Source organism: Duganella sp. OV510, from assembly GCF_900100205.1.
Lineage (GTDB): Bacteria > Pseudomonadota > Gammaproteobacteria > Burkholderiales > Burkholderiaceae_D > Rugamonas.
Genome location: NZ_FNEQ01000008.1, coordinates 170,938 through 194,835, shown reverse-complemented (window position 1 = coordinate 194,835; position 23,898 = coordinate 170,938). Strand labels below are relative to the sequence as shown.

General features: G+C 61.1%; 21 protein-coding genes. 9 read left to right on the top strand and 12 right to left on the bottom strand.

What is annotated here, in order from left to right:
* The first annotated feature begins 111 nt into the window (after nt 1–111).
* A complete protein-coding gene (locus BLS51_RS21035) occupies nt 112–1,041 on the top strand; it encodes a hypothetical protein (RefSeq protein ID WP_139168749.1) in 930 nt (309 codons plus the stop codon).
* On the opposite strand, the gene BLS51_RS21030 is transcribed toward BLS51_RS21035, so the two are convergent.
* Nucleotides 1,030–2,247, bottom strand: a complete 1,218-nt coding sequence (locus BLS51_RS21030) for an ATP-grasp domain-containing protein (RefSeq protein WP_090187948.1) — start codon at nt 2,245–2,247, stop codon at nt 1,030–1,032. The two genes, BLS51_RS21035 and BLS51_RS21030, sit on opposite strands and share 12 nt — an antisense overlap.
* Nucleotides 2,244–3,692, bottom strand: coding sequence for a pyridoxal phosphate-dependent decarboxylase family protein (locus BLS51_RS21025; protein WP_229207669.1), 1,449 nt, complete (start codon nt 3,690–3,692; stop codon nt 2,244–2,246). The genes BLS51_RS21030 and BLS51_RS21025 overlap by 4 nt, the downstream gene beginning before the upstream one ends.
* Before the next feature lie 94 nt (nt 3,693–3,786).
* Between BLS51_RS21025 and BLS51_RS21020 the strand changes: the two genes are divergently transcribed.
* Entirely contained in the window at nt 3,787–4,158 is a 372-nt protein-coding gene (locus BLS51_RS21020; RefSeq protein WP_175472643.1) for a flagellar protein FlaG, read from the top strand.
* Nucleotides 4,159–4,166: 8 nt separating this feature from the next.
* Here the strand turns inward: BLS51_RS21020 and BLS51_RS21015 are convergent, their stop codons facing one another.
* Genes BLS51_RS21015 through BLS51_RS20990 form a run of 6 tightly spaced genes read right to left on the bottom strand, consistent with a single transcriptional unit; the run spans nt 4,167 to nt 10,368 of the window.
* Entirely contained in the window at nt 4,167–4,592 is a 426-nt protein-coding gene (locus BLS51_RS21015) for a GNAT family N-acetyltransferase (protein WP_090187942.1), read from the bottom strand.
* 37 nt (nt 4,593–4,629) lie between these two features.
* A complete protein-coding gene (locus BLS51_RS21010; protein WP_090187939.1) occupies nt 4,630–5,550 on the bottom strand; it encodes an SDR family oxidoreductase in 921 nt (306 codons plus the stop codon).
* Nucleotides 5,547–6,551 (bottom strand): NADP-dependent oxidoreductase, encoded by a 1,005-nt coding sequence (locus BLS51_RS21005; RefSeq protein WP_090187936.1) that lies wholly within the window; start codon nt 6,549–6,551, stop codon nt 5,547–5,549. Before BLS51_RS21005 ends, BLS51_RS21010 begins: the two co-directional genes overlap by 4 nt.
* Nucleotides 6,548–7,327, bottom strand: a complete 780-nt coding sequence (locus BLS51_RS21000) for an SDR family oxidoreductase (protein ID WP_090187931.1) — start codon at nt 7,325–7,327, stop codon at nt 6,548–6,550. Before BLS51_RS21000 ends, BLS51_RS21005 begins: the two co-directional genes overlap by 4 nt.
* Nucleotides 7,328–7,342: 15 nt before the next feature.
* A complete protein-coding gene (locus BLS51_RS20995) occupies nt 7,343–9,184 on the bottom strand; it encodes an acyl-CoA dehydrogenase (RefSeq protein ID WP_090187924.1) in 1,842 nt (613 codons plus the stop codon).
* A 5-nt stretch (nt 9,185–9,189) separates the two neighbouring features.
* Nucleotides 9,190–10,368 (bottom strand): acetyl-CoA C-acyltransferase, encoded by a 1,179-nt coding sequence (locus tag BLS51_RS20990; RefSeq protein WP_090187919.1) that lies wholly within the window; start codon nt 10,366–10,368, stop codon nt 9,190–9,192.
* Nucleotides 10,369–10,568: 200 nt separating this feature from the next.
* On the opposite strand from BLS51_RS20990, the gene BLS51_RS20985 reads away from it, so the two are divergent.
* A complete protein-coding gene (locus BLS51_RS20985; protein WP_229207668.1) occupies nt 10,569–12,266 on the top strand; it encodes an MFS transporter in 1,698 nt (565 codons plus the stop codon).
* A gap of 40 nt (nt 12,267–12,306) precedes the next feature.
* On the opposite strand, the gene BLS51_RS20980 is transcribed toward BLS51_RS20985, so the two are convergent.
* Together BLS51_RS20980 and BLS51_RS20975 are read right to left on the bottom strand one after the other, a co-directional pair.
* On the bottom strand, nt 12,307–13,185 hold the full coding sequence (locus BLS51_RS20980) for an REP-associated tyrosine transposase (protein WP_090187909.1): 879 nt from the start codon (nt 13,183–13,185) through the stop codon (nt 12,307–12,309).
* Between the two features lie 150 nt (nt 13,186–13,335).
* Nucleotides 13,336–13,986, bottom strand: coding sequence for an FxDxF family PEP-CTERM protein (locus BLS51_RS20975; RefSeq protein ID WP_090188472.1), 651 nt, complete (start codon nt 13,984–13,986; stop codon nt 13,336–13,338).
* On the opposite strand from BLS51_RS20975, the gene BLS51_RS29775 reads away from it, so the two are divergent.
* On the top strand, nt 13,985–14,134 hold the full coding sequence (locus tag BLS51_RS29775; protein WP_175472642.1) for a hypothetical protein: 150 nt from the start codon (nt 13,985–13,987) through the stop codon (nt 14,132–14,134). The two genes, BLS51_RS20975 and BLS51_RS29775, sit on opposite strands and share 2 nt — an antisense overlap.
* Before the next feature lie 37 nt (nt 14,135–14,171).
* Here BLS51_RS29775 and BLS51_RS20970 read toward each other — a convergent pair whose 3' ends face one another.
* Nucleotides 14,172–16,253, bottom strand: a complete 2,082-nt coding sequence (locus tag BLS51_RS20970; RefSeq protein ID WP_090187903.1) for a 3-hydroxyacyl-CoA dehydrogenase NAD-binding domain-containing protein — start codon at nt 16,251–16,253, stop codon at nt 14,172–14,174.
* A gap of 334 nt (nt 16,254–16,587) precedes the next feature.
* On the opposite strand from BLS51_RS20970, the gene BLS51_RS20965 reads away from it, so the two are divergent.
* From BLS51_RS20965 to BLS51_RS20945, 5 genes are read left to right on the top strand one after another with little or no spacing between them, the layout of a single operon-like run.
* Nucleotides 16,588–18,243, top strand: coding sequence for a methyl-accepting chemotaxis protein (locus BLS51_RS20965; RefSeq protein ID WP_229208071.1), 1,656 nt, complete (start codon nt 16,588–16,590; stop codon nt 18,241–18,243).
* A gap of 2 nt (nt 18,244–18,245) precedes the next feature.
* Entirely contained in the window at nt 18,246–19,061 is an 816-nt protein-coding gene (locus tag BLS51_RS20960) for a CheR family methyltransferase (protein WP_090187893.1), read from the top strand.
* A gap of 9 nt (nt 19,062–19,070) precedes the next feature.
* Nucleotides 19,071–19,619, top strand: coding sequence for a chemotaxis protein CheD (locus tag BLS51_RS20955; protein ID WP_090187888.1), 549 nt, complete (start codon nt 19,071–19,073; stop codon nt 19,617–19,619).
* The gene (locus tag BLS51_RS20950; RefSeq protein ID WP_090187884.1) at nt 19,612–21,123 is read left to right on the top strand and encodes a chemotaxis protein CheW; all 1,512 of its coding nucleotides are present in this window, start codon (nt 19,612–19,614) and stop codon (nt 21,121–21,123) included. Before BLS51_RS20955 ends, BLS51_RS20950 begins: the two co-directional genes overlap by 8 nt.
* Before the next feature lie 48 nt (nt 21,124–21,171).
* A complete protein-coding gene (locus BLS51_RS20945; RefSeq protein WP_090187880.1) occupies nt 21,172–21,864 on the top strand; it encodes a DUF4197 domain-containing protein in 693 nt (230 codons plus the stop codon).
* 106 nt (nt 21,865–21,970) lie between these two features.
* On the opposite strand, the gene BLS51_RS30540 is transcribed toward BLS51_RS20945, so the two are convergent.
* The gene (locus BLS51_RS30540; RefSeq protein ID WP_090187876.1) at nt 21,971–23,578 is read right to left on the bottom strand and encodes a methyl-accepting chemotaxis protein; all 1,608 of its coding nucleotides are present in this window, start codon (nt 23,576–23,578) and stop codon (nt 21,971–21,973) included.
* Nucleotides 23,579–23,898 lie beyond the last annotated feature (320 nt).

Genomic DNA, 23,898 nt, shown 5'->3' with positions numbered 1-23,898 from the left:
CAACGCTGACCGGGGGGATCAGTCACAACTTTACCTCGCTTAACACGGATTAACACGTGCATTGAATAAGATGGTTGTTCTTGCCCTTGGCAGTACAACCGTTTTATTTTCATGATTATTGCCAGCGCGGATAGCACCTGGATTGATGTATTTGATCGCCCTCTCAGTGAACGTTACGGCCCGGCGCCGTGCGAGGCGGTTCAGCATATTGCGCTGGTTAATGCTGGCCGCGTTACTGGCGAGACCCGCTCAGCGATGCCGGATGCGCCGCTGCTGGCGCTGATATGCGAGGCGCTTCAGCTGCTGCCGGCCGCTGTCACCGCGCGGCTTAAGGAGAATTTCCTCGGCGTGTATTTCGCCAACGGCGTGGGCTCATCGGCGGTCACGGATATCGTCGTCTCGCCGCACAGCGAGTTTCTGGGCCTGATCGTGGTGTTGGACATCGAGGCTTTGCAGCACGCGAACGCCAACGCCTGGGCCAGTTGGCGCGAGCGCTCGCCGTTCGATCAGTCCGCTTCCGTCACGCTGGACATGCGGATCGCCGACGATGACAATCTGCTGCACGCCATCCAGTTCCTGCTGCTGCACGAGCTGGGCCACGCACTCAGCGCCGGCCGTAACGTTCATCCCGACTGGTGGAGCGGTCTGCCAGACAACCTCGGCGCCAACGATTACTCCTACCTGCCGATCTCCTGGCAGATCGACGACCAGCGCCGCATCGTGCCGCTGCCCGGCAACGACTTCCCGCTACGCGCCAGTATCTCGCACTACGACGGCGACACGCGTCTGCCGGCCGGCTACATTACCGATATCTATCGTGCCCTCAGGCGCACCAATTTCCTGACGCTGTACTCGGCCACCAGCGTGCACGAAGATTTCGCCGAATCCTTCGCCTGCTACGTCCACATGCAGCTGATGCACAAGCCGCTGTCCATCAGCATCCGCCAGCACGAAGAGCTCATCATGCACTGGCAGGTGGACTGGCGCAGCGAGCGCTACGCCAGCAAACTGGCCTTCTTCAAGCGCCTGTTAGGCGCGTGATCGCTCCAGCAGCTCACGGAAGGCGCCAAACACCTTCTGCATCGCCGGCAGCTTGTACGGGAACATCTGCTCCGGGTCCATGGCGTGCACGATCATGGCGTTGTCGACCTCGAAGATCAGCAAATCGCCATTCGGCATCTCCGCGCAATCGATGCCCAGATACGGCAAGCCCATGCGTTGATCGATGGCCTGCAACGCAGCGTGGTGACGCTGCGCGAAATCCGCATCAAACGATGCCATGGCAGCAGCTTCCTCTGCGCGCTTGTCGGCGCTTTCGGTCATGCCGGCGTTCAGGTAGTGGATCATCCAGTTCTGCGAAATGGCGTAGTGGCAGATGAACGGCTTGCCTTCGATCAGCGCCACGCGATACTTGCGGAACAGCTTGTCCTCGCTGCGGTAATCAACAAAACGCGATACATAGAACTGCGGCCCCTCCACCTCTTTCAGGTACGTGCCCAGCGCCGCCGGCGTATCGATTTTCTGCAGATTGGTGCCGGCGTGCGAACCCAGCGGCCGCACGATGATCGGAAAACCACCATCCGGCAACAGCGTTTCAATCGGCAGCGCACCGGAAGCAATCGCGTTCAGCGCGCCCAGCCCTGTGCGCACCGACACGGGCATTTCCACACCCTGCACGCCACGCAGCGCGGCGCACACGCCATCACGCGACAGCGAGCGGATCTGCTCCGGCCGGTTGATGACCGGGCGTGGCCACTCGCTGGTGTACTCCGTCAACCGCTTCAGCAACACCTGATTGGCCTCGGATTCCGCCACGGCGACCAGCATCACGTCATGACCGGGCACGTCATCGGGAAAGTCTTCGTCAGCACGCAAGTACAGCAGCTCCAGCGTCACATCGCTGTTTTCGACCAGGAATTCGACCGGCGTGTTCGACATCAGGTCGCCCGGCCCCATCAACACCAGCAGCGTCAGGCCACCATCGCGTCTGGCGGGAATCGTGTAGTGTGGCTGCAGCATGATGGCTTCCGCCTGCACCGCCAGCGCATCTTCGCGATTCCCCGTCAGTTGCAGCACGGTGGAAAAGTCCATGTAGGCATGCGCGTCATTCGGATACGCCTGGGCGCGCTCCAGCAGCACCTGGCCGACCGGCGCCAGGTCTTCACCGGCAAACGCGCGGCGCATCAGCGGCGCCACGCCGATCAATGGCGCGTTATGCGCGCCGATCAGTTGAACATCAAAAGTCATGCGGACTCCATTCGTGAGGTGCCGAGTTTGAGAACCGCGTCGAGCAAGGCGTCGATATCCTGCTGGCCGGTACGATGGTTGACGATGGCCACGCGGATCGCCAGTTGCCCTTTGATAGTGGTTGCGGAGGGCGCGGCAATGCCGGACTCCTGCAAGTCCGCCACCAGCGCGGCATTGAATGCGTCATCGGCGCGGTAGCGGAAGCAAACGATGTTCAGCGCCACCGGGGCCAGCAACTCCAGCTGCGGTTGCGCACGCACGCGCTCCTCAAGATACTGCGCCAGCAAGCAGGTTTCATAAATCACCTGCCCGATGCGCCTGGCGCCAAACACCTGGAACGTGAACCAGGTTTTCAGGGCGCGGAAACCGCGCGACAGGTCCGGGCCAAAGTCGCAGGGCCACGGCGAGTTGGCCGCCATGCCGCGCGTATCGCGGCGCAGATAGGTTTCCGGGCTGGCGAAGGTATCCAGATGTACTGCGCCGTCGCGCATCAGGATGAAGCCGGCGTCGTATGGCACCTGGCCCCACTTGTGGAAATCACAGGCAATCGAATCGGCCAGCTCAATGCCTTCCAGCAGCGGGCGCAACGCCGGCGATAGCGCGGCCAGCGCGCCGTATGCGCCGTCAACGTGGAACCATAAGCCGTTGCGTTCGGCGATGGCGGCCAGTACCGGCAGTTCGTCGATCGCGCCGACATCCACCGTGCCAGCGGTGCCGGCCACAAAAAATGGCTGCAGGCCAGCCTGGCGGTCGGCAGTGATGGCGGTTTCCAGCGCCATCGTATCCATCTGGAAGCTTGCGTTCATCGGAATCTTGCGCAGATTGGCGCTGCCGATGCCGGCCAGGTCCATCGCCTGTGCGATGCAGCCGTGCGCGCCAGCCGACGCATAGGCCACCAATTGCCGATTCGGCGGAATGCCGTGGCTGCGCACTTCGCGGCCCAGCGCACGGTAGCGCGCCACCAGCACAGCGATCATGTTCGCCATTGAGCTACCGGTGACGAACAGGCCCGATGCCTCGGGTGGAAAATCGAACAGTTCGGCCATCCAGCGCACCACCTGGCGCTCGACCTCAATCGGGACATGGTCGCGACCGCCGCAGTTGGCATTGAGACCGGCCGCCAGCATCTCGGCCAGCATGCCCACCGGCGTGCCGCCGCCATGCACCCAGCCGAAGAAGCCGGGATGTGTGTTGCCTACCGTATGCGGCAGGATGTGTTGCATGAAGTGCTGATGAACGTCGGCGAGGTCGCTGCCCTGCGCTGGCATGCCGTTGCTGAACGCGGCGCGGGCGACCTCGGGAATCGGCTGCCACACCGGGCGCTGACGGATATTCTGAAGATAGTTGAACATATCGTCCAGCATGCGGTGGCCTTGCATGCGGAATTGCTGCCAATCCGCCGGGTCCAGAGGGCCGGCGAAATTTTCTTGCGTTTTCTTTGCCATTTGACTCAATTTTTTCTCAGACCTGCCGTTATTTCCAGTAGCGGGGTAATCCACCAAACGAGATACCCCAATGACAAGAAGGAAAACGACCATCATGGACACGAGCAGCATTTACGGTTTCGCTGTGCTACCCGCAACCGCCGCCTCGGCGGCGGCGGTGTCCGTGCCCGCCTCTGGAAAAAATGCGGGCACAGATTCCGCAAAGGCTATTGTCGCCGCGAACGACGCATCCGAGAGCCGCGTACCGAGTAAAACTGAGTTAAAAAAGTCGGTCGACGCGATCAACCGTTTCCTGGAAAACAATAGCGAGGTGCATTTCAGCATCGACGACGACAGCGGTGTGTCGGTCATTAAAGTTATCGATACTGAAACAAAGAAAGTGCTGCGCCAATTCCCCTCCGAGCAATCGCTGGAAATCGGCAAGAATCTGACAACGAAAGGCCTGCTGATCGACAGCGAGGCCTGATGCGTCTTTTAGAAGTGCCGCTGCATATTGATGTGGGCGATGCCCGCTTCGAAAAACTCTTCCCCGTCGATGGCAAAGCCGTGGCGCTCGTAGAACGGCGCCGCATGCGTCTGCGCGCTTAGCGCGACATGGTGGTCGCCGCGCACCTTGGCCTGTTGCATCAATGCCTGCAACAAGGCACCGCCGACGCCGCTGCCACGCGCGATCTTGCGCACCGCCATGCGGCCGATATGGCCATCGGGCAGCAGGCGGCCGGTGCCGACCGGCGTACCGTCGGTGTCATAAGCCACCGCATGAAGGCAGACGACATCCATATTGTCCATTTCCAGATCGGCGGGAACGCCCTGCTCCTCGACAAATACTTCGGTACGAATGGCCTTCGCATCGGCATTCAAGGTGCCCCAGTCTCCCAGTTTGATTTGGTAGGTGCTCATCGTATTTTTCCTTTGCCCAAAATACGATTGTCGCACGTCAACCCGCTAGCTTGGAAGCACCCTGGATCTTGGAACGCAACAGTTCGCGGATTTGCGGCGTGGCGGCATACGGGTCCGGCGGATTGCTCCCGGCCACCACGCTTTCCAGATTGACGCGCACGCCGGCCAGCGCGTCCGGGTGTGAGTAGATATAGAACTTGCCATCGGCAATCGCCTTGAAGGTCAGCTCGGCCACCTCCTCGGCCGATACCTTGCCCGACGAAACCGCCTTGTCGGTCATGAACTGCGCGGCGACCTGGCTGGCGGTCGGGCCGGTCGTCATGCGCACATCGTCCGGACGGTTGCGGTGCGACTGGCTGATGCCGGTTGGCACAAAGTACGGGCACAGCACCGAGGCGCCGATCGGCGCACCGACCAGCTGCAAATCGTGATACAGCGTTTCAGACAAGGACACCACAGCGTGCTTGGAGACGTTGTAGACGCCCATCGCCGGTGCATTCAGCAGCCCGGCCATCGACGCAGTGTTGACGATATGGCCCTCGAACGACGGGTCTTTGGCCGCCGCATCCAGCATCAGTTTGGTGAAGATGCGCACGCCATGGATCACGCCCCAGACGTTGACGCCCATCACCCATTCCCAGTCCGCCTCGGTGTTTTCCCAGATCAGCCCGGCCGAGCCAACGCCGGCGTTATTAAACACCAGATGCACGGCGCCGAACTCGGCCACCGCCGCATCGGCCAGCGCCTGCACCTGCTCGCCCTTGCGCACATCGCACAGCTGCGAGACGACGCTGACGCCTTGCGCGCGCAGTTCGGCGCTGGACTGTTCCAGCGCATCGGCCTGCACATCGGCCAGTACCAGCTTCATGCCCTCGCGCGCCGCAACCTGAGCGAATTGACGGCCCAGACCACTTGCACCGCCCGTGATAACAACGACTTTGTCCCGGAATGTTTTCATATGAGCTTCACCAGTTGTTTGCCAAAGTTATGCCCTTGCAGCAGGCCCATGAACGCTTGCGGTGCGGCGGCCAGGCCGTGCGCCACCGTTTCGCGGTATTTGATCTGGCGATTGGCGACCAGCACGGCCAGTTCCTGCAAGCCCTGCTGCCAATATTCCATGTGCTCGGTGATGATGAAGCCGCGCAAGCTCAGGCGGTTAATCAGCAGCAGGCGTGAATTCTTGATCGGCATGTCGGCACCGTTGTAGCCGGCGATCAGCCCGCATAGCGCGATGCGGGCGAAGGCGTTGGTGCGCGCCAGTGCCGCGTCCAGGCATTCGCCGCCGACATTTTCAAAGATGGCGTCGACACCATCCGGCGTGGCGGCGGCCAGGTCGGCCTCCAGCTTGCCGGCCTTGTAGTCGACGCAGACATCGAAGCCCAGTTCGTTGACCACGTAATCGCACTTCTCCGGGCCGCCTGCGATGCCGACCACGCGGCAACCGCGCAGCCGCGCCAGCTGGCCGACCACGCTGCCGACCGCACCGCTGGCGGCCGACACCACTACGGTTTCGCCGGCCGCCGCTTCCATGATCTGGTTGAAGCCGTACCACGCCGCCATGCCCGGCATGCCAACCACGCCCAGGTAGGCGGACAATGGAATACGCGTGGTATCCAGTTTGCGCAGCAACACGCCGTCCGAGACGCCCATCTCGGCCCAGCCCAGCATGCCGTTGACGTAATCGCCGACCGGGAAGAAGTCGTTGCGCGAGGCAATCACCTGGCCGACGGTGCCGCCGATCATGGTGTCGTCCAGCGCCTGCGAGGTGGCGTAGCTGGCGGCCTTGCTCATGCGGCCGCGCATATACGGGTCCAGCGACAGATAGTGATTGCGGATCAGCACCTCGCCGTTGGCCAGCTTGGGCACGGGGACCGTCTCAAGCCGGAAGTTTTCCGGCGCCACCGGGCCGCGCGGCCTTGCCGCCAGCACGATGCGCTGGTAGGTTTCTGGAATCGTCATACTGCCGAAACGCCTCCGTCCACCGCCAGGATCTGGCCGGTGATGTGCTTGCCGGCGTCGGAGGCGAACAGCACGGTGGCGCCTTTCAAGTCTTCGTCATCGCCGAGGCGGTTCAGTGGTGCGTGGCCGGCGAGCTGGTCGCCCATGGCGGACAACAGCCCCTTGGTCATCTTCGATGGGAAGAAGCCCGGCGCCAGTGCATTGACGGTGATGCCATAGCGGCCCCATTCGCCGGCCAGCGTGCGGGTGAAGTTGACCAACGCGCCTTTCGAGGTGTTGTAGGCGATGGTCTGCATGGTGCCAGGCGGGTTGCCAGCCAGGCCGGCAATCGAGGCGATGTTGATGATGCGGCCGGACTGGCGCGGTATCATCGAGCGCTTGCCGACCAGTTGCGACACCACGAAGATGCTGCGGATGTTCAGGTCCATCACCTTGTCCCAGGCTTCGACCGGATGGTCTTCAGCCGGCGAGCCCCAGCTGGCGCCAGCGTTGTTGATGAGGATGTCGATATGGCCGAGCTGCGCCAGCGCCGCATCGACCAGCTTGCCGGCTTCCTCGTCCTGCGACAGGTCGGCCGAGACCGCGTGCGCGCTGATGCCGCGCTGGGTCAGGAAGCTGACGGCCTCATCGAGTTCCGCCTGCTTGCGGGCCGAGATCACAAGCTTGGCGCCCTGTTCGCCCAGTGCCAGCGCCATCTGCAAGCCCAGGCCGCGCGAGCCGCCGGTGACCAGCGCGGTCTTGCCGGCCAGCGAAAACAATTCTTGGGTAGTACGCATCGTTTTGTCTCCTTGTTAGAACCACGCATCCTTCATGTCGAGCGTGGTGGTGTCTATGCTGGCCAGCAGATCCAGTTGCGGTCCCACTTTCGGCAACTCCCACTGGAAGAAATACAGGCAGGCTTGCAGCTTGCCGCGATAGAAATCCGTATCGCCGCTGGCCAGCGAGGCCGCCGCCAGCAACGCCTGCTGCAGCCAGATCCACGCAACGACGACATGGCCGACCACTTCCAGATACAGGCTGGCGTTGGCCAGCGTCTTGTTCAAATCGCCGACAGCATACAGCTTCTGCGTCACTTCTTCCACGGCCTGCCACGCCTGCTCCAGCGCATCCGCGTGCGCCAGCAATTCGACGCTGATGGTGGCCAGGCCCGGCCCCACCGCATCCGGCGCGCCGACGCTGCCGCGCACCTTGCGTACCGTCTTGCGCAACTCGGTGCCGAAGGCGCGGAACAGTGCGCCATCCTGCAAAGCGACCTTGCGGCCCAGCAGGTCCAGGCCGTGGATGCCATGCGTGCCTTCGTGGATGGCGTTCAGGCGATTGTCGCGGTAAAACTGTTCGACGTTGTACTCGCGCGTGTAGCCGTAACCACCATGCACCTGTATCGCGAGGCTGTTGGCTTCGACACACCATTGCGACGGCCACGATTTGGTAATCGGTGTCAGGAAATCCAGCAGGCGACCCGCATGTTCGCGCGCTTCCGGCGTTTCGGCGGTGTGCTGCTCATCGACCAGGCGGGCGCTGTACAGCACCAGCCCGAGTCCGCCTTCGACATACGCCTTCTGCGCCAGCAGCATGCGCCGCACATCGGTGTGCTGGATGATCGCCAACTGCGGCTGCGACGCGTCCTTCTGCGCCGGATGGCGGCCTTGCGGCCGGTTGCGCGCATATTCCAGCGCGTGCAGATAAGCGGTGTAGCCCAGCACCGCCGCGCCAAGGCCGACGCCGATGCGTGCCTCGTTCATCATGTGGAACATATTGGCGAGGCCGTGATGCGGCTTGCCGACCAGATAGCCGATGGCGCCGCCGTTCTCGCCGAAATTCAGCAGGCAGTTGGTGGTGCCGCGATTGCCCATCTTGTGGTTCAGGCCGGCCAGCGCGATATCGTTGCGGGCGCCAAGACTGCCATCCGCATTGACCAGGTATTTCGGCACGATGAACAGCGAGATGCCTTTTACGCCCGGAATCAGCTTGCCGTCTTCGCCGGGAATCTTGGCCAGCACCAGGTGGATGATGTTCTCGGCCAGTTCGTGTTCGCCGCCCGAGATCCACATCTTGTTGCCAGTCAGGCGATACTGGCCGTCGCCGTCCGGCACCGCGCGGGTGGTGATGTCCGACAGGCTGGAGCCGGCCTGCGGCTCGGACAGGCACATCGTGCCGAAGAAGCGCCCGGCCAACATCGGATTGACGTAGGTTTCAATCTGCTCCGGCGTCGCGCATTTGAGCAAGGTGTTGGCGTTGCTCATGGTCAAGAAAGTGTAGGCCGAGGTACTGACGTTGGCAGCGGTGAAATACGCTGCCAGCGCCTTCTCGACCACCACCGGCAGCTGCATGCCGCCGCGATCGTAATCCTGGCCGGCCGCCATCAGGCCGGCCAGCGAGAAGGCTTCCAGCGCGGTTTTCACCTCAGGGATGATCTGCACCTTGCCGTCGACAACGTGCGGCTCGTCGCTGTCGGCCTTCTTGTTGTGGGGAGCGAACAGCTCGCTGGCCAGCCGTTCGGCGGTATCCAGCGCCGCATCGAACGTCTCACGGTTGTGGTCCTCGAAGCGGGCGCGGCGCGTCAAGGCCTCCGCGTCCAGCCATTCATACAGCATGAAAGACAGGTCGCGGCGCGACAGGATGGTCGAGCGCATGGTGCTTACACCACTTCGAACAGGCCTGCCGCTCCCTGGCCACCACCAATACACATGGTGACCACCACATATTTGACGCCACGGCGCTTGCCCTCGATCAGCGCATGACCGACCAGGCGCGCGCCCGACACGCCGTAAGGGTGGCCCACGGCGATGGCGCCGCCGTTGACGTTCAGGCGATCCATCGGGATGCCCAGCTTGTCGGCGCAGTACAGCACCTGCACGGCGAAGGCCTCGTTCAGCTCCCACAGGCCGATGTCCTCGACTTTCAGGCCGGTTTTCTTCAGCAGCTTGGGCACGGCGAAGACCGGGCCGATGCCCATCTCGTCCGGCTCGCAGCCGGCCACCGCGAAGCCACGGAACACGCCTAGCGGCTGCAAGCCCTTGGCGGCAGCGGTTTGCGCGTTCATGACGACAGCCATCGACGCACCGTCGGAGAACTGGCTGGCATTGCCGGCGCTGATGACGCCGCCGGGTATCGCGCTGCGGATCTTCGCCACGCCCTCATACGTGGTATCGGCGCGGATGCCCTCGTCGGCGGCAATCGTCACCTCGCGCGACAGCAGCTGGCCCGACGCCTTGTCGGCCACGCCCATCACCGTGGTCATCGGCACGATCTCGGCATCGAACAGGCCGGCGGCCTGGGCGGCGGCGGCGCGCTGCTGGCTCTGCACGCCATACTCATCCTGGCGCTCGCGGCCGATGTTGTAGCGCTTGGCCACGGTTTCCGCAGTTTGCAGCATAGGCCAATAGATTTCCGGCTTGTTCTTCGACAGCCAGACTTCCTTATACATATGCATATTCATTTCCTGCTGCACGCAGGAGATCGACTCGACGCCGCCGGCCGCATAGATATCGCCCTCGCCAGCGATGACGCGCTGGGCGGCGGTGGCAATGGTCTGCAAGCCGGACGAGCAGAAACGATTGATGGTCATGCCGGCCGTGGTCACCGGGCAGCCGCCGCGAATGGCGATCTGGCGCGCGATGTTGCCCCCGGTGGCACCTTCAGGGTTGGCGCAGCCGACCAGCACATCCTCGATTTCGCCCGCTTCCAGATTGGCGCGCTGGATGGCTGCCTGCAACACGTGGCCACCGAGTGTGGCGCCGTGCGTCATGTTAAACGCACCTTTCCACGACTTGGCCAGGCCGGTACGGGCGGTAGAAACAATGACGGCATCAATCATGAGAGTCTCCTATAGGAATGTGTTATTCAATCCAGAATAGCATAGTTTTAGAACGGTCGTTCGCAAATATTATTGTAAGTTTCGCGTAAGTTTCATGAAAGCATGACGTAAGGTTACGCGCCCAAACTCGGATCAAGCTGACGAAGTGCTAACTATCTCAGCCGGGGAAAAATATCCTAAAAAATCAAAGGAGACACATCATGGCAAATAGCGGTACTGCGGACACCCGCAACCTACCCAAGCAAGCCGCACCGATCACCGCTGAAGAGCGCAAGGTGATTTTTGCGTCATCGCTGGGCACCGTATTCGAATGGTACGACTTTTATCTGTACGGCTCGCTGGCGCCTATCATCGCCAAGCAATTCTTCATCGGCGAACCGACCACCACCTTCATCTTCGCGCTGCTGGCGTTTGCTGCCGGCTTCATCGTGCGTCCGTTTGGCGCCATCGTGTTCGGCCGCCTGGGCGACATGGTCGGCCGTAAATACACCTTCCTGGTGACCATCCTGATCATGGGCGCCTCCACCTTCATTGTCGGCTTGTTACCCGGCTATGCGGCGATCGGCATCGCGGCGCCGATCATCCTGGTCGGGCTAAGGATCTTGCAGGGCCTGGCGCTGGGCGGCGAGTATGGCGGCGCGGCAACCTACGTGGCCGAGCACGCGCCGCAGGGCAAGCGTGGCTCGTTCACCGCATGGATACAGACCACGGCGACGCTGGGCCTGTTCCTGTCGCTGCTGGTGATCCTCGGCACCCGCACCGCCATCGGCGAAGAAGCCTTCAATGCCTGGGGCTGGCGCGTGCCGTTCCTGGTATCGGTGCTGCTGCTGGGCATTTCGGTATGGATACGCCTGTCGATGAATGAATCGCCGGCCTTCGCGAAAATGAAAGCCGAGGGCAAGACCTCGAAAGCCCCGCTGACCGAAGCCTTCGGCCAGTGGAAGAACCTGAAGATCGTGATCCTGGCGCTGGTCGGCCTGACCATGGGCCAGGCGGTGGTGTGGTACACCGGCCAGTTCTACGCGTTGTTCTTCATGACCCAGGTGCTGAAGATCGACGGCGCCAGCGCCAACATCATGACTGCGCTGTCGCTGGCTCTGGCGACGCCGTTCTTCATCTTCTTCGGCATTTTGTCGGACAAGATCGGCCGCAAATGGATCATCCTCGGTGGCTGCCTGATTGCTGCGGTCACCTACTTCCCGCTGTTCGGCGCGCTGACCCACTACGGCAATCCGCAGCTGGAAGCCGCGCTGAAGAACTCGCCGGTAGTGGTGTATGCCGATCCAGCCTCGTGCAACTTCCAGTTCAACCCGACTGGCCAGAAGAAATTCACTTCCTCGTGCGACATTGCCACCAGCATCCTGTCGAACGCCTCGGTGAACTACACCAAGCAGGACGCGCCGGCGGGCAGCGTGGCCAAGATCAAGGTGGGCGACAAGGAAATCAACGCCTTCAACGCCGTGCTGACCGCAGACGGCCTGAACTTCGACAAAGCATCGAAAGATGCTGACGCCGCGCTGAAGAAAGAGGTTGCCGGCGCCGTGAAAGCTGCCGGCTATCCAGCCAAGGCGGATGACGCGCAGATCAACAAGCCGATGGTGGTACTGATCCTGTTCATCCTGGTGCTGTACGTGACGATGGTGTACGGCCCGATTGCCGCGATGCTGGTTGAAATGTTCCCGACCCGCATCCGCTACACCTCGATGTCGCTGCCGTACCACATCGGCAACGGCTGGTTCGGTGGCCTGCTGCCGACGATCTCGTTCGCGCTGGTGGCGTTCAAGGGCGACATCTACTACGGCCTGTGGTACCCGATCATCATCGCCCTGATCACGCTGGTGATCGGCGCCCTGTTCGTCGGCGAAACCAAGGACAACAACATCTACGCGGCCGACTAAGCCCCGCCGCCTCAGCAAAGCCGCCTCCGGGCGGCTTTTTTCATCCGGGGTCAGTTCTGCCAAACGTACATGAGCTGGTCGGTAGGTGCTCCATCTTCTGCATTATCCTGCTCACTGTGCGATCTGACACGCCGAAATGATCGGCTATCTGCTTCATGGTATAGGCGGTTGAGAGATAGGCTGCGGCGATTGCCTCGTCACGATTCGTGTATCGATGCTGGTATTCCGCCAAAGGCAACGCCAATGCACGACGATGCTCGCGTGTGACGTCGCCAAGCAACTCTGATGACGGCTCATCACGATAGCGAGCCATAAAGTCGTCATCTCCCAACAAGAGCTGATGCTGCACATTTTTAAGCGGGCTGGAAACTCCGATGCCGGCAATGACAAAGCGCTTGTAAGCGTCAATCGCATCAGCTCGGCTTGAGCCAAACTGGCTTAGCATCCAATCGATTTCGAGCCAGGTTGGCGGCTGCGCCGTTTGGATAGTGAGCTTATAGCTGCTCCACGGCCAGTCCTCGACATTCGTTACCATCTGCGCTCGCACCGGATTCAATACAACGTAGCGCGCCAGCTCGCGCAAATGATTTTCCTTCTGCACGAGAACCGATGTATAGCGCCCCTGAAAAACATGGCCCACCACCTGATGCCGGCGATTGAAATATTGGGAATACTGACCATTCAGCTGGCGCATTCCGTCGGAAAGATTGGCCTCGCCGGTTTCAATCAGCAAATGATAATGATTGGTCATCTGGCAAAAGCTGTGCACGGTAAAGTTGAAGCGGGCACAAGCCTGAGCAAGCACTTCCAGCCATGCATGGCGATCAGTATCGTCTCGATAAATGGCTTGCTGTCGATCCCCTCGCGAGGTGACGTGATACAAGGCTCCAGAAAATTCTAATCGCAATGGTCGGCTCATAATAAGCCACCGTACACCAGCCAACAGAATCTGCCATGATCCAGATCAGCAAATGGTTTTAGCGCTGAGCCCGTGTACGTTTGGCAGAACTGACCCCGGAAAAAAAACCGCCCGAGGGCGGCGAAGTCTAGGAGTTTTACTGCTTGCTGCTTACTTCTGTTGGCGGCGGCGGGCGACAAAGCCCATCAGGCCCAGGCCGGCCAGCAGCATGGCGTAGGTCTCCGGTTCCGGGACCGCTGCCATGATGCTCGATGAGGCGAACTCTACCCGCAGGCCGGTCGGGTTGCCGCTGCTTTGCGCCCAGTTGGTGACGATGAAATCCAGCGAGTTGGCGCCCGAGACGAAGCCGCTGTTGGCACTGAACGCGGTCCAGTCGGTGAAGCCGTTCGCCGTGCCGATCACCACGTCATTCAGCTTGACCGTGACCACGTTGTCCGCCGCGAAACGGCCGGTGAATGCGGCTGTCGTGGCGTTGTAGCCAGTCAGGTCGAACGTCAACGAGTAGGTGTAGGTGCCGGTGCCCCAGGCGTCAAACGTCTGGTCCTGGTGGCTGGTCGGCGTGATCCACTTGGAGACGTCGCTGTTGGCCAGCCATGGGTTGATCGGCCATTGGCCGTCGTGACTGATGACCGGTACCGTGCTGTCGATGTATGTGTCGCTGCTGGCGGCGGTGAGCGTGTAGTTGGTGTCGCCACTGCCGCCGTCGCCCAGGCCAGTATTTTTCAGGCCGGTGATGCTGGCTGCGTGCGCGCTGCCGAAGGTTGCCAGCGCGATGGCGCCAGCGCGAAGAATGCGTTTCATGTCGAGCCTCAATTGGTTGAAGGTGTCTGCCAGCATCATCGCGGATGCTGGTATTCAGCTTCGAACCGTTGTTTGGGGCGTCGAAGAAGGTGTTACCGTTGGTGAGAATTATAGCGCCGTTTTTGCCGAAATGCTCACAGGCCATTAAAATTTCTTTATGGCATGTGAGCATTCGGCAACAGCAATCAGCTGTTGAAGGTTTTCCCTTCCGCCGCCAGTTGTTGCAGCAGCGGCGCCGGTTTCCACGCCTTGCCTTGGTGGCCCTGGGCGTATTTGTTGATCGCTGCCAGCACATTCGGCAGGCCGACGGTGTCGGCGTAGAACATCGGGCCGCCACGATACAGCGGGAAACCGTAGCCGGTCAGGTAGACCATGTCGATGTCCGAGGCGCGCAAGGCAATGCCCTCCTCCAGGATCAGCGCGCCTTCGTTGACCAGCGCATACACCAGGCGCTCGACGATTTCTTCGTCGCTGATCTTGCGGCGCGTAATGCCCAGGTCCGCCGAGTGCTGGACGATCATGGCGTTGACCTCGTCGTTGGCATAGGCCTTGCGGTCGCCCGCCTTGTAGTCATACCAGCCGGCGCCGGTTTTCTGGCCGTAACGGCCCATTTCGCACAGCAGGTCGGCGGTTTTCGAGTAGCTGATCTCCGGTTTTTCGACATAGCGGCGCTTGCGGATCGCCCAGCCGATGTCATTGCCGGCCAGGTCGCCCATGCGGAACGGTCCCATGGCGAAGCCGAATTTCTCGGCCGCCTTGTCGACCTGCTCCGGCAATGCGCCCTCTTCCAGCAGGAAGCCGGCCTGGCGGCTGTACTGCTCGATCATGCGGTTGCCGATGAAGCCGTCGCACACGCCCGACACCACGCCGGTTTTCTTCAGCTTTTTCGACAGCGCCAGCGCGGTGGCCAGCACGTCTTTGGCGGTTTCCTTGCCACGGACGATTTCCAGCAGCTTCATCACATTCGCCGGCGAGAAGAAGTGCGTGCCGATCACGTCCTGCGGACGCCGGGTGAAGGCGGCAATCTTGTCGACATCCAGCGTCGAGGTATTAGTGGCCAGGATGGCACCCGGCTTCATCACGTCATCCAGCTTGCGGAACACGGCTTCCTTGACACCCAGTTCCTCAAACACCGCTTCCACCACGATGTCGGCCTGGCCGATCTCCTCATAGGACAGCGTGCTGCTCAGCAGCCCCATACGCTGATCCAGTTTTTCCTGCGTCAGCTTGCCTTTTTTCAGCGTGTTTTCGTAGTTCTTGCGGATGGTGGCGATGCCCTTGTCCAGCGCTTCCTGCTTTTGCTCCAGCAGCGTGACCGGAATGCCGGCGTTGAGGAAGTTCATGGCAATGCCGCCGCCCATGGTGCCAGCGCCAATGATGGCGGCCGACTTGATCGCGCGTACCGGCGTATCCGCCGGCACATCCGGCACCTTGCTGGCAACGCGCTCGGCAAAGAAGGCGTGGCGCAGAGCTTTCGACTCGGTGGTCTGGATCAGGTGCAGGAAGCGTTCGCGCTCGAATTTCATGCCGTCGTCAAACTTCATCGTCACCGAGGCGGCGACCGTTTCCACGCACTCCAGCGGCGCCGGGAACGGGCCGGCCATGGCCTTGACAGTGTTGCGCGAGAATTGCAGGAAGGCTTCGTGATTCGGGTAGTCGACCTTGCGGTCGCGCACTTTCGGCAGCGGACGCACAGCGGCGATTTTTTCGGCAAAGGCGATCGCCGATTGCAGCAGGTCGGCATCAGCGGCAAAGATTTCGTCAAACAGCGCCGGCAGCTTTTCCGACGGCACCGGGTTGCCGGACACGATCATGTTCAGCGCCGGCTCCAGACCCAGCACGCGCGGCAGGCGCTGCGTGCCGCCGGCGCCCGGCAGCAGGCCCAGCTTGACCTCCGGCAGCGCGATCTGCGCGCCTGGCAGCGCCACGCGGTAATGGCAGCCCAGCGACAACTCAAGGCCGCCGCCCATGCAGACGGTGTGGATGGCCGCCACCACCGGCTTGCTCGAACCTTCCGCCGTGGCGATGAAGGTGTGCAGGCTGGGCTCGGCCAGCGCTTTCGGCGTATTGAATTCCTTGATGTCGGCGCCGCCCGAGAAAGCCTTGCCGGCGCCGGTAATGATGATGGCCTTGACCGCATCGTCGGCCGCCGCACGTTGCAAGCCCAGTACTGCAGCGGTGCGCGTCTCCAGGCCCATGCCGTTGACCGGCGGATTGTTCAGCGTGATGACGGCGACCGCGCCGTGCACTTGATATTCAGCAGTCATGTCTCTTCCTTATGGTTTTTGGTGGGAATGCCAGGCTCACTCACTATACCGCACAAATAGAACGATCGTGTTATTTTTTTGTCTTGGACACCATGCTTTTGAATCAGGACGTTGAACTTCGCAATGGCGTGAAACTGCTATCACAGTGTCGCTTGCAGAGTACACTAAAGGAAGAATTCTTTATTGCTCAGCTTGCTTTGGATTTGAATACCGGAAATAATCGAAAGCAACGCATATTCCCAAGCCACGAATATCAATTGAATAGCCAACTATATTTGACAGGGAAACTCTAATGAATGCCCCAAGCCAGGCAATCCAGACACAAGATATAGAATTGCAAGCCATTCATGCGGCATTGAACCGCGTGCAGGCAGTCATCGAGTTTGACCTGGAAGGCAAAATCTTGCATGCCAACGACAACTTCCTGCGCGCTGTCGGCTACACGCTGGACGAGGTCCAGGGCCGCCACCATGCGATGTTCTGCGAACCGGAATTTGCCGCCTCGCCAGCGTACAAGCAGTTCTGGACCCACCTCGCTGCCGGCGAGTTCGACCAGGGCGAGTACAAGCGGCTGGCCAAGGGTGGTCGCGAAATCTGGATCAACGCCTCGTACAACCCGATCATGGATGCCGATGGCAAGCCGTACAAGGTGATCAAGTTCGCCACCGACATCACCGAAAACCGCATGCGCAACGCCGAGTATGAAGGCAAAGTCAGCGCCATCGGCAAAGCCCAGGCGGTGATCGAGTTCGACATGCAGGGGCACGTGCTGGTTGCCAATGAAAACTTCCTCGACGTTATGGGTTATTACCTTGACGACATTAAAGGCGAGCATCACCGGATCTTTTGCGATGCCGATTATACGGCGAGTGCAGAATATAAACGTTTCTGGCAAAAATTAAATCGTGGTGAATTCGATAGCGGTCGTTATAAACGTTTAGGAAATAATAAAAAAACGATATGGATACAGGCTACTTATAATCCCATCCTGGATTTAAATGGTAAACCATACAAAATAGTTAAATACGCAAGCGATATTACCTCCCAGGTGCAACTGGAGGAATCAGTGGCCGCCAAGGCCAAGGTCGATGGCGAGAAAATCGCCCGTCTGCTGGACTCGGTCGAGCACGCCGCCAACGGCGACCTGACCAGCAAAGTGCTGGTCGAAGGGGACGAACCGCTGGACCAGCTGGCCGAAGGCATCAGCAAAATGATCGCCGACCTGCGTAAGGTCATCAGCGACGTGGTGATGTCCGCCAGCGGCCTGGCCGACGCCTCTACCACCATCGCCGAGCGCAGCAATGGCGTGGCGGTTGGCACGCAGGCGCTGGGCGCCACCGTGGAGGAAATGAATGCCTCGATCGACGGCCTGACCAGCTCGATCAACATCATCGCCGGCAATACCTCCGACGCCGATGCCATGGCCAAATCCACCCAGCACGAGGCGGAAATCGGCGCCAAGGCAGTCGCCAAGTCGATCGAGGCGATGGATCTGATCAACCGCTCGTCCGAAGACATCGGCGAAATCGTCAAGGTCATCAGCGATATCGCCAACCAGACCAATATGCTGGCCTTCAACGCCGCCATCGAAGCGGCGCGCGCCGGCGAGCACGGTCTCGGCTTTTCGGTGGTGGCGGACGAGGTGCGCAAGCTGGCCGAGCGCTCGTCGCAGGCCACCAAGGAGATTTCCAAGCTGATTAACGAGTCGGTCAAGCGCGTTTCCGCCGGCAGCGAGATTTCGCGCCAGGCCAGCGATGCGTTCGACAAGATCCTGGCCGGCGTGCTGCGCACCACCGAGGCGATCTCCGACATTTCCAAGGCCACCAACGAGCAGTTGCTGACCGCGCGCGAAGTCAGCACCGCAGTGCAATACATCGCCGAGGAGGCTGAGAAATCAGCCGCCGCCTGCGACAGCATCGCCCGCTCGACTGAAGGCTTGAACCAGCGCGCAGGCGATTTGAACAAAACGGTATCCGGCTTCACGGTGTAATCATGGAAACCGGCGGCTTTACTCCCGCTACGCTGTCGGCGCTGATCGCGCTGGTGCGCAAGCACACCGGCATCGCCATGACGGAGCGCAAAAGCGTGCTGCTGGAACGGCGCATCCGCCCGCGCGTGCAGGCGCTGAACCTGGGCAGCTACCAGGCTTACCTGGACAAGGTGGAACAGGACCGGGCAGAGATTCCGCATTTTATCGACCTGGTCACCACCAACGACACACTGTTTTTCCGCACGCCACAGGTGTGGGATTATGTCGAGAAGGAATTCCTGCCGCAGTGGTGGCAGGCGCATCAGGGCAAGCGCCTGAAAGTATGGTCGGCGGCCGCCTCCAGCGGCGAGGAACTGTATTCGATGGCGATGCTGTGCGAAGAATTTGCCGCAGCCCATCCAGGCTTCAGCTACCAGATCCATGCGACCGATATATCGCAGCAGATCCTGGCGCTGGCGCGCGACGGCCAGTACACCGGACGTTCGGTGGAGCGCATCCAGTCCACGCATCCGGATTGGGTCAGGAAGTATTTCCGTCCCAGCGCCAATGGCCTGCGGGTGGTGGATGCACTGAAGAAAAACGTGGAGTTGGCCCAACATAATTTGCTGACTCCGTTAAAGCCAGCCAGGCAGTTTGATCTGGTATTCCTGCGCAATGTGCTGATCTATTTCGATCAGGAGCAGCAGCAGGCGATACTGAACCAGGCCCGCCCGAGCATGGCGCCCCACGCTGTCATGATTGTGGGGGAATCCGAATCGATCTCTGGCCTCAACACCGCCTATCAGTTCGACCGGCCGATGATTTATCGAATGGAATAGGCGGTCAACATGCAAGCACTCTTCAACTTTCCTCAAGTCTTGCCGATGCCGTGGGCAACACCGCTTGCCGACGAACCACGCGCGCCGCTGCAAGTGGCCATGGGCCAGCTGAAAGCCGGCGCCCGTACCGACCAGTTGAGCGCCCTGCTCGGCTCCTGCGTCGGCATCGGCCTGATCTGGAAAAAGCGCGGCCGCTGCGCGCTGGCGCACTGCCTGTTGCCAGAATGCGCGCAGATGGCCGATGAATTCGGCGCGCGCTATGTCAACCAGGCCGTGCCGTCCTTGTTACGCCTGATCGGCGCCACCGAGGACGACTGCGCCGATATCGAAGTCATCGTCGCTGGCGGCGCCACCATGCTGAACAGCTGCTCCAGCCGCCTGCAGATCGGCCAGCAAAATGCCGACGCGGCGCGCAAGCACCTGCGCAAGTTCGGTCTGAACGTCAGCTATTGCCGCATCGGCGGCAAGTGCGGCCGCACCATGACCATTGATTGCGCCACTTGCACCTACTCGGTGCAGGAAATCGTCACCACTTGCGCGGGGACTGCCCATGCCTGATGCTTCCGCCGTCTCCTGCACCGAGCTGTTCGGCTCGTTCGTACTGGGCGACGATGAATTCGCCCTGCCTGCCAGCTGCTTCCGCGAGGTGGTCAACTATCCAGAAAAAGTGACTGCGCTGCCGCTGTCGCCCAAATTCCTGGCGGGCGTGTTTACCTTGCGCGGCAGCGTGATACCGGTGGTGAACCTGGGCCGTGTGTTTGACGCCGGCGCGCGTGGCGCCCTGCCCACCGACAAGATCGCCATCCTTGATTATGAAGGCGTGCTGGTCGGCATCCTGTTCGACGCCACCGGCGAAATCCTGCGCGTGCGGCCTGAGCAGCGCAGCACGCTGGCCTATGCGGAAGGCGAACAACGCGGCGTGGTGGCCGGCACCATTCTGCTCGACCAGGGCGCGCGGCTGGTGCAGGTGCTGGACCCGAACGCGCTGATTCATATCGAAAACGTGCCGCAAGTGCTGGCGCTGCAATGCAACGACCGGCAGACGCGCCGCCGCCAGGGCGAGCGCCGTCAATGCGTCAGCTTCCGCGTTGGTGTATCGTCGCTTGCCTTCGAGATGGGCGCGATCCAGGAGATTATCCGCGTGCCCGAATTGCAGGCGTCGGTGCTGAACAGCGCGCTGTGCCTGGGCCGCATCAATTTCCGCGGGGCGCCGGTGGCGGTAGTCGACTTTGCCACGCTGCTGAATGCCAGCGCTGCCGGCGAACGCGTCGAGGGGGCGGACCAGCGCATCATCGTGGCGCGCATCGACGACGCCACCATCGGTTTCCGCGTCGACTCGGTCGACAATATCGTCAATTTCTACAGCGAAGAAGTGATGCCGATCCCGATGCTGAGCAAGGCGCGCGCCGGCATGTTTGCCGGTTGCCTGTCCAAGCCGGAGCTGGGAGACATCTTCTTCCTCGATCACCAGCAGATTTTTTCCAGCACCGAAATCAAGGACATGCGCACCGGCCACGCGGCGCTGTATCCCAAGGACGCCGAACTGATCGCCAGCAACGAACGGCGCGACGCGCGGCGCAGCCAGCGCCAGGTCTACATCAGCTTCTGGCTGGAAAACAGCTACGCGGTGGAGATCAAGCAGGTGCGTGAAATCATCGACTTCAGCGTCGGCGAGATTACCCGCCCGCCCGGCCTGCCCGCCTTCATGCGCGGCATGCTGAACCTGCGCCAGCAGATGATTACCGTGATCGACCTGCGCGGCCTGTACGGCATGGCGCCGCTGGAAGACACCGGCAAGTCCAAGATCCTGGTGGTCGATCGTGGCGATGAATGCTATGGGCTGATGGTGGACGCGGTGGAAAACATCATGACCATCGAAGACAGCAAGCGCTACGGCGCACCGAAGATGATGCGCAATCCCAGCGCCCAGGGCGATCCGCGCACCGAGATGGACGAGGTGATCGACGTCGGCGAAGGCGAGTCGCGCCGCACACTGAGCGTATTCCAGTGCGATCGTCTGCTGGAACGGCTAGGCCAGGAAATCCCGGCGCTGGCGGCGTAAGCGCTGCTGGAGTACAGTAGCGTCATTGACCATCAAGGACGCCACACCATGCCGATTTCCCGCCGCACCATCGCCCTGCTGCTCCCGCTGAGTCTGCTGGCCGCCAGCGCCTGTGCCATTTCCCTGGACGACCTGAGCAACAAGGATGCGTCCGGCGGCCTGAAAGCGGCGCTGGAAACCGGCTCCAACGCGGCAGTCAGCAAGCTTGGCGCCGAAGGCGGCTTCCTCAACAACGACAAGGTACGGATTCCGCTGCCGAAGATCCTGGAACAGGCCCGTCCGCTGCTGAAGATGACCGGCAAGAGCCAGCAGCTGGACGAGCTGGTGGTGCAGATGAACCGCGCCGCCGAATCCGCCGTGCCGATGGCCAAACCGCTGCTGCTGGATGCGGTCAGGTCGATGACCATCACCGACGCCAAGAACATCCTGACCGGCGGCGACACGTCGGTGACCGATTTCTTCCGTTCCAAAACCCAGGACAAGCTGGCCGTGCAGTTCCAGCCGGTGGTGAAAAAAGTCACCGACAAGTCCGGTCTGGCCACCAGGTATAACACTGCGATGAGCCTGGCGCCCAGGCTGGGCGTGCTGGCCAAGGACCAGTCCACGGTGGAAGGCTATGTCACCCAGCGCGCGCTGGACGGGCTGTACACTATGATCGCCGAGGAAGAAAAAGCCATCCGCGCCGATCCGATCGGCACTGGCAGCAAGCTGATCGGCAAAGTGTTCGGCGCCCTCAAGTAAATCCTGTAGCGACGGGATGCTGGCGGCAAACACAGGCGCCTGAAGTGCTGCTGACCAAGCCACGTCGACAGGTAATAAAAAAGGGCGCCGTAGCGCCCCTCTGCTGTTACTGGCCCAGTGCCAGGACCGGCCGGCGCAAGGCCGGACGGTCGCCCGGGCGGTTACCGGTGCTGCTGTCCAGCTTGAAGGTACTGACCATTTCTTCCAGCTGCGCGGCCTGCTCCTGCATGGCGTTGGCGGCAGCGGCGGCCTCTTCCACCAGCGCGGCGTTCTGCTGGGTCACTTCGTCCATCGACACGATGGCCTGGTTGATCTGGTTGATGCCTTCGCTCTGCTCTTCGCCGGCGATCATGATTTCCGTCATGATGCTGGTGACGCGCTCGACGCTGCTGACGATCTCGTCCATGGTAGCGCCAGCCTTGTCGACCAGCTGGTTGCCGGCGTCTACCTGCTCGACCGACTCGGTAATCAGTTCCTTGATTTCCTTGGCGGCGGCAGCCGAGCGTTGCGCCAGATTGCGCACTTCGGTCGCCACCACGGCGAAGCCACGGCCCTGTTCACCGGCACGGGCGGCTTCCACGGCGGCGTTCAGCGCCAGGATATTGGTCTGGAAAGCGATACCATCGATCACGCCGATAATGTCGGCAATCTTGCGCGACGAGGTGTTGATGTTGCCCATGGTGTCCACCACCTGCGACACCAGCATGCCGCCCTTGCCTGCCACCTCTTGCGCACTCAGCGCCAGCTGATTGGCCTGGCGGGCATTATCGGCGTTCTGGCGCACGGTCGAGGTCAGCTCTTCCAGCGAGGAAGCGGTTTCTTCCAGTGCTGCGGCCTGGTTCTCGGTGCGGCGCGACAGGTCCAGATTGCCCGAGGCGATTTCCGCGCTGGCGGTGGCGATCGCACTGCTGCCAGTGCGGATGCTGCTGACGGTGCCGGACATCTGGTCCTGCATCTTGATCAGGCCCTTCATCAGCTTGCCCATCTCGTCTTCACGCTCGATCTTGATCTGGTTGGCCAGGTTGCCGGCGGCGATCTGATCGAAGTGGCCCAGCGCATGTTCCAGCGGACGCAGGATGGCTGCCAGCAGGCGCATGGCCGAGTAGACAATCAGGATGGCGCCGAGCACCAGCGCGATGGTGAAACCGGTGGTGAAGCTGCTGAAGAAGGACTGGCTTTCGTCGTAGTGATCCTTGGCGGTGGTCAGCTGGTACTGTTCCAGCTTGTTCGAAGCGGCGTCAAAGATGCCGAATTGCGCCGACAGGGTTTTCATCGACATTTCTTCGATCTTGGCTTCGTCATGATTGCGCAGCGCGGTGATCAGGCCACGCAGTTCGGCCAGATAGACGGTGCGCTTGGCGTCCAGGTCGGAGGCCAGCACTTTTTCCTCGCCGCCCAGCGGCAGTGCCAGGTAGCCCTTCCAGGCCTTTTCGCCGTCCTGCAGGAAGCCTTCCGCGCGGCCCAGCGTTTTCTCCAGGTCAGATGCTTCCGGGTGAAATACGCCGCGGTCGATGACGAAACGGGCGCGGTTGAGGAAGTTCTTGGCATTGCCCAGCGCGACGGTCGATGCCATCTGATTGGAGTACACGTCTTTCAGTGCGTAATTGACGGTGTTCAGGCCGAAGATGCTGAGACCGCCCAGGACCAGCATGAGGACGCCCAGCACAGTCATGGTGATGATCAGGCGCGTGCGTATAGTTATGCTATGAAACATATCGTTTTCTCGTTCTGTAGGATGGACCGGGGGCGTGTCGAATAGATAACTATCGCCGGGACGATTACTTTGCCGGGGTGCGCGCCTGGGTGGCCGGAGTGGCCTAAATAGTGCCTTAGAGCAATAATGTAATAGCAAAACAGTTAGGAGTCAAACTATTTATTTGTGAAGTTAACCTACTTTCATGCTTTGCGGCATTACCAGGCCGGCGTTCCGCTTTTCATTGCTGCACCGCCGCATTCCGTGGCTGCGGTAAAATCCGGAACTGAGCTAACCTGGAGCACATCATCACTGCCGCTAAACTGCCGCTGGACAATTCC

Bases quoted from the DNA above. Each gene is read 5' to 3' on its own strand.
- BLS51_RS21035 (WP_139168749.1), top strand. From the start codon at position 112: ATGATTATTGCCAGCGCGGATAGCACCTGGATTGATGTATTTGATCGC.
- BLS51_RS21030 (WP_090187948.1), bottom strand. From the start codon at position 2,247: ATGACTTTTGATGTTCAACTGATCGGCGCGCATAACGCGCCATTGATC.
- BLS51_RS21025 (WP_229207669.1), bottom strand. From the start codon at position 3,692: ATGGCAAAGAAAACGCAAGAAAATTTCGCCGGCCCTCTGGACCCGGCG.
- BLS51_RS21020 (WP_175472643.1), top strand. From the start codon at position 3,787: ATGGACACGAGCAGCATTTACGGTTTCGCTGTGCTACCCGCAACCGCC.
- BLS51_RS21015 (WP_090187942.1), bottom strand. From the start codon at position 4,592: ATGAGCACCTACCAAATCAAACTGGGAGACTGGGGCACCTTGAATGCC.
- BLS51_RS21010 (WP_090187939.1), bottom strand. From the start codon at position 5,550: ATGAAAACATTCCGGGACAAAGTCGTTGTTATCACGGGCGGTGCAAGT.
- BLS51_RS21005 (WP_090187936.1), bottom strand. From the start codon at position 6,551: ATGACGATTCCAGAAACCTACCAGCGCATCGTGCTGGCGGCAAGGCCG.
- BLS51_RS21000 (WP_090187931.1), bottom strand. From the start codon at position 7,327: ATGCGTACTACCCAAGAATTGTTTTCGCTGGCCGGCAAGACCGCGCTG.
- BLS51_RS20995 (WP_090187924.1), bottom strand. From the start codon at position 9,184: ATGCGCTCGACCATCCTGTCGCGCCGCGACCTGTCTTTCATGCTGTAT.
- BLS51_RS20990 (WP_090187919.1), bottom strand. From the start codon at position 10,368: ATGATTGATGCCGTCATTGTTTCTACCGCCCGTACCGGCCTGGCCAAG.
- BLS51_RS20985 (WP_229207668.1), top strand. From the start codon at position 10,569: ATGGCAAATAGCGGTACTGCGGACACCCGCAACCTACCCAAGCAAGCC.
- BLS51_RS20980 (WP_090187909.1), bottom strand. From the start codon at position 13,185: ATGAGCCGACCATTGCGATTAGAATTTTCTGGAGCCTTGTATCACGTC.
- BLS51_RS29775 (WP_175472642.1), top strand. From the start codon at position 13,985: ATGTCGAGCCTCAATTGGTTGAAGGTGTCTGCCAGCATCATCGCGGAT.
- BLS51_RS20975 (WP_090188472.1), bottom strand. From the start codon at position 13,986: ATGAAACGCATTCTTCGCGCTGGCGCCATCGCGCTGGCAACCTTCGGC.
- BLS51_RS20970 (WP_090187903.1), bottom strand. From the start codon at position 16,253: ATGACTGCTGAATATCAAGTGCACGGCGCGGTCGCCGTCATCACGCTG.
- BLS51_RS20960 (WP_090187893.1), top strand. From the start codon at position 18,246: ATGGAAACCGGCGGCTTTACTCCCGCTACGCTGTCGGCGCTGATCGCG.
- BLS51_RS20955 (WP_090187888.1), top strand. From the start codon at position 19,071: ATGCAAGCACTCTTCAACTTTCCTCAAGTCTTGCCGATGCCGTGGGCA.
- BLS51_RS20950 (WP_090187884.1), top strand. From the start codon at position 19,612: ATGCCTGATGCTTCCGCCGTCTCCTGCACCGAGCTGTTCGGCTCGTTC.
- BLS51_RS20945 (WP_090187880.1), top strand. From the start codon at position 21,172: ATGCCGATTTCCCGCCGCACCATCGCCCTGCTGCTCCCGCTGAGTCTG.
- BLS51_RS30540 (WP_090187876.1), bottom strand. From the start codon at position 23,578: ATGTTTCATAGCATAACTATACGCACGCGCCTGATCATCACCATGACT.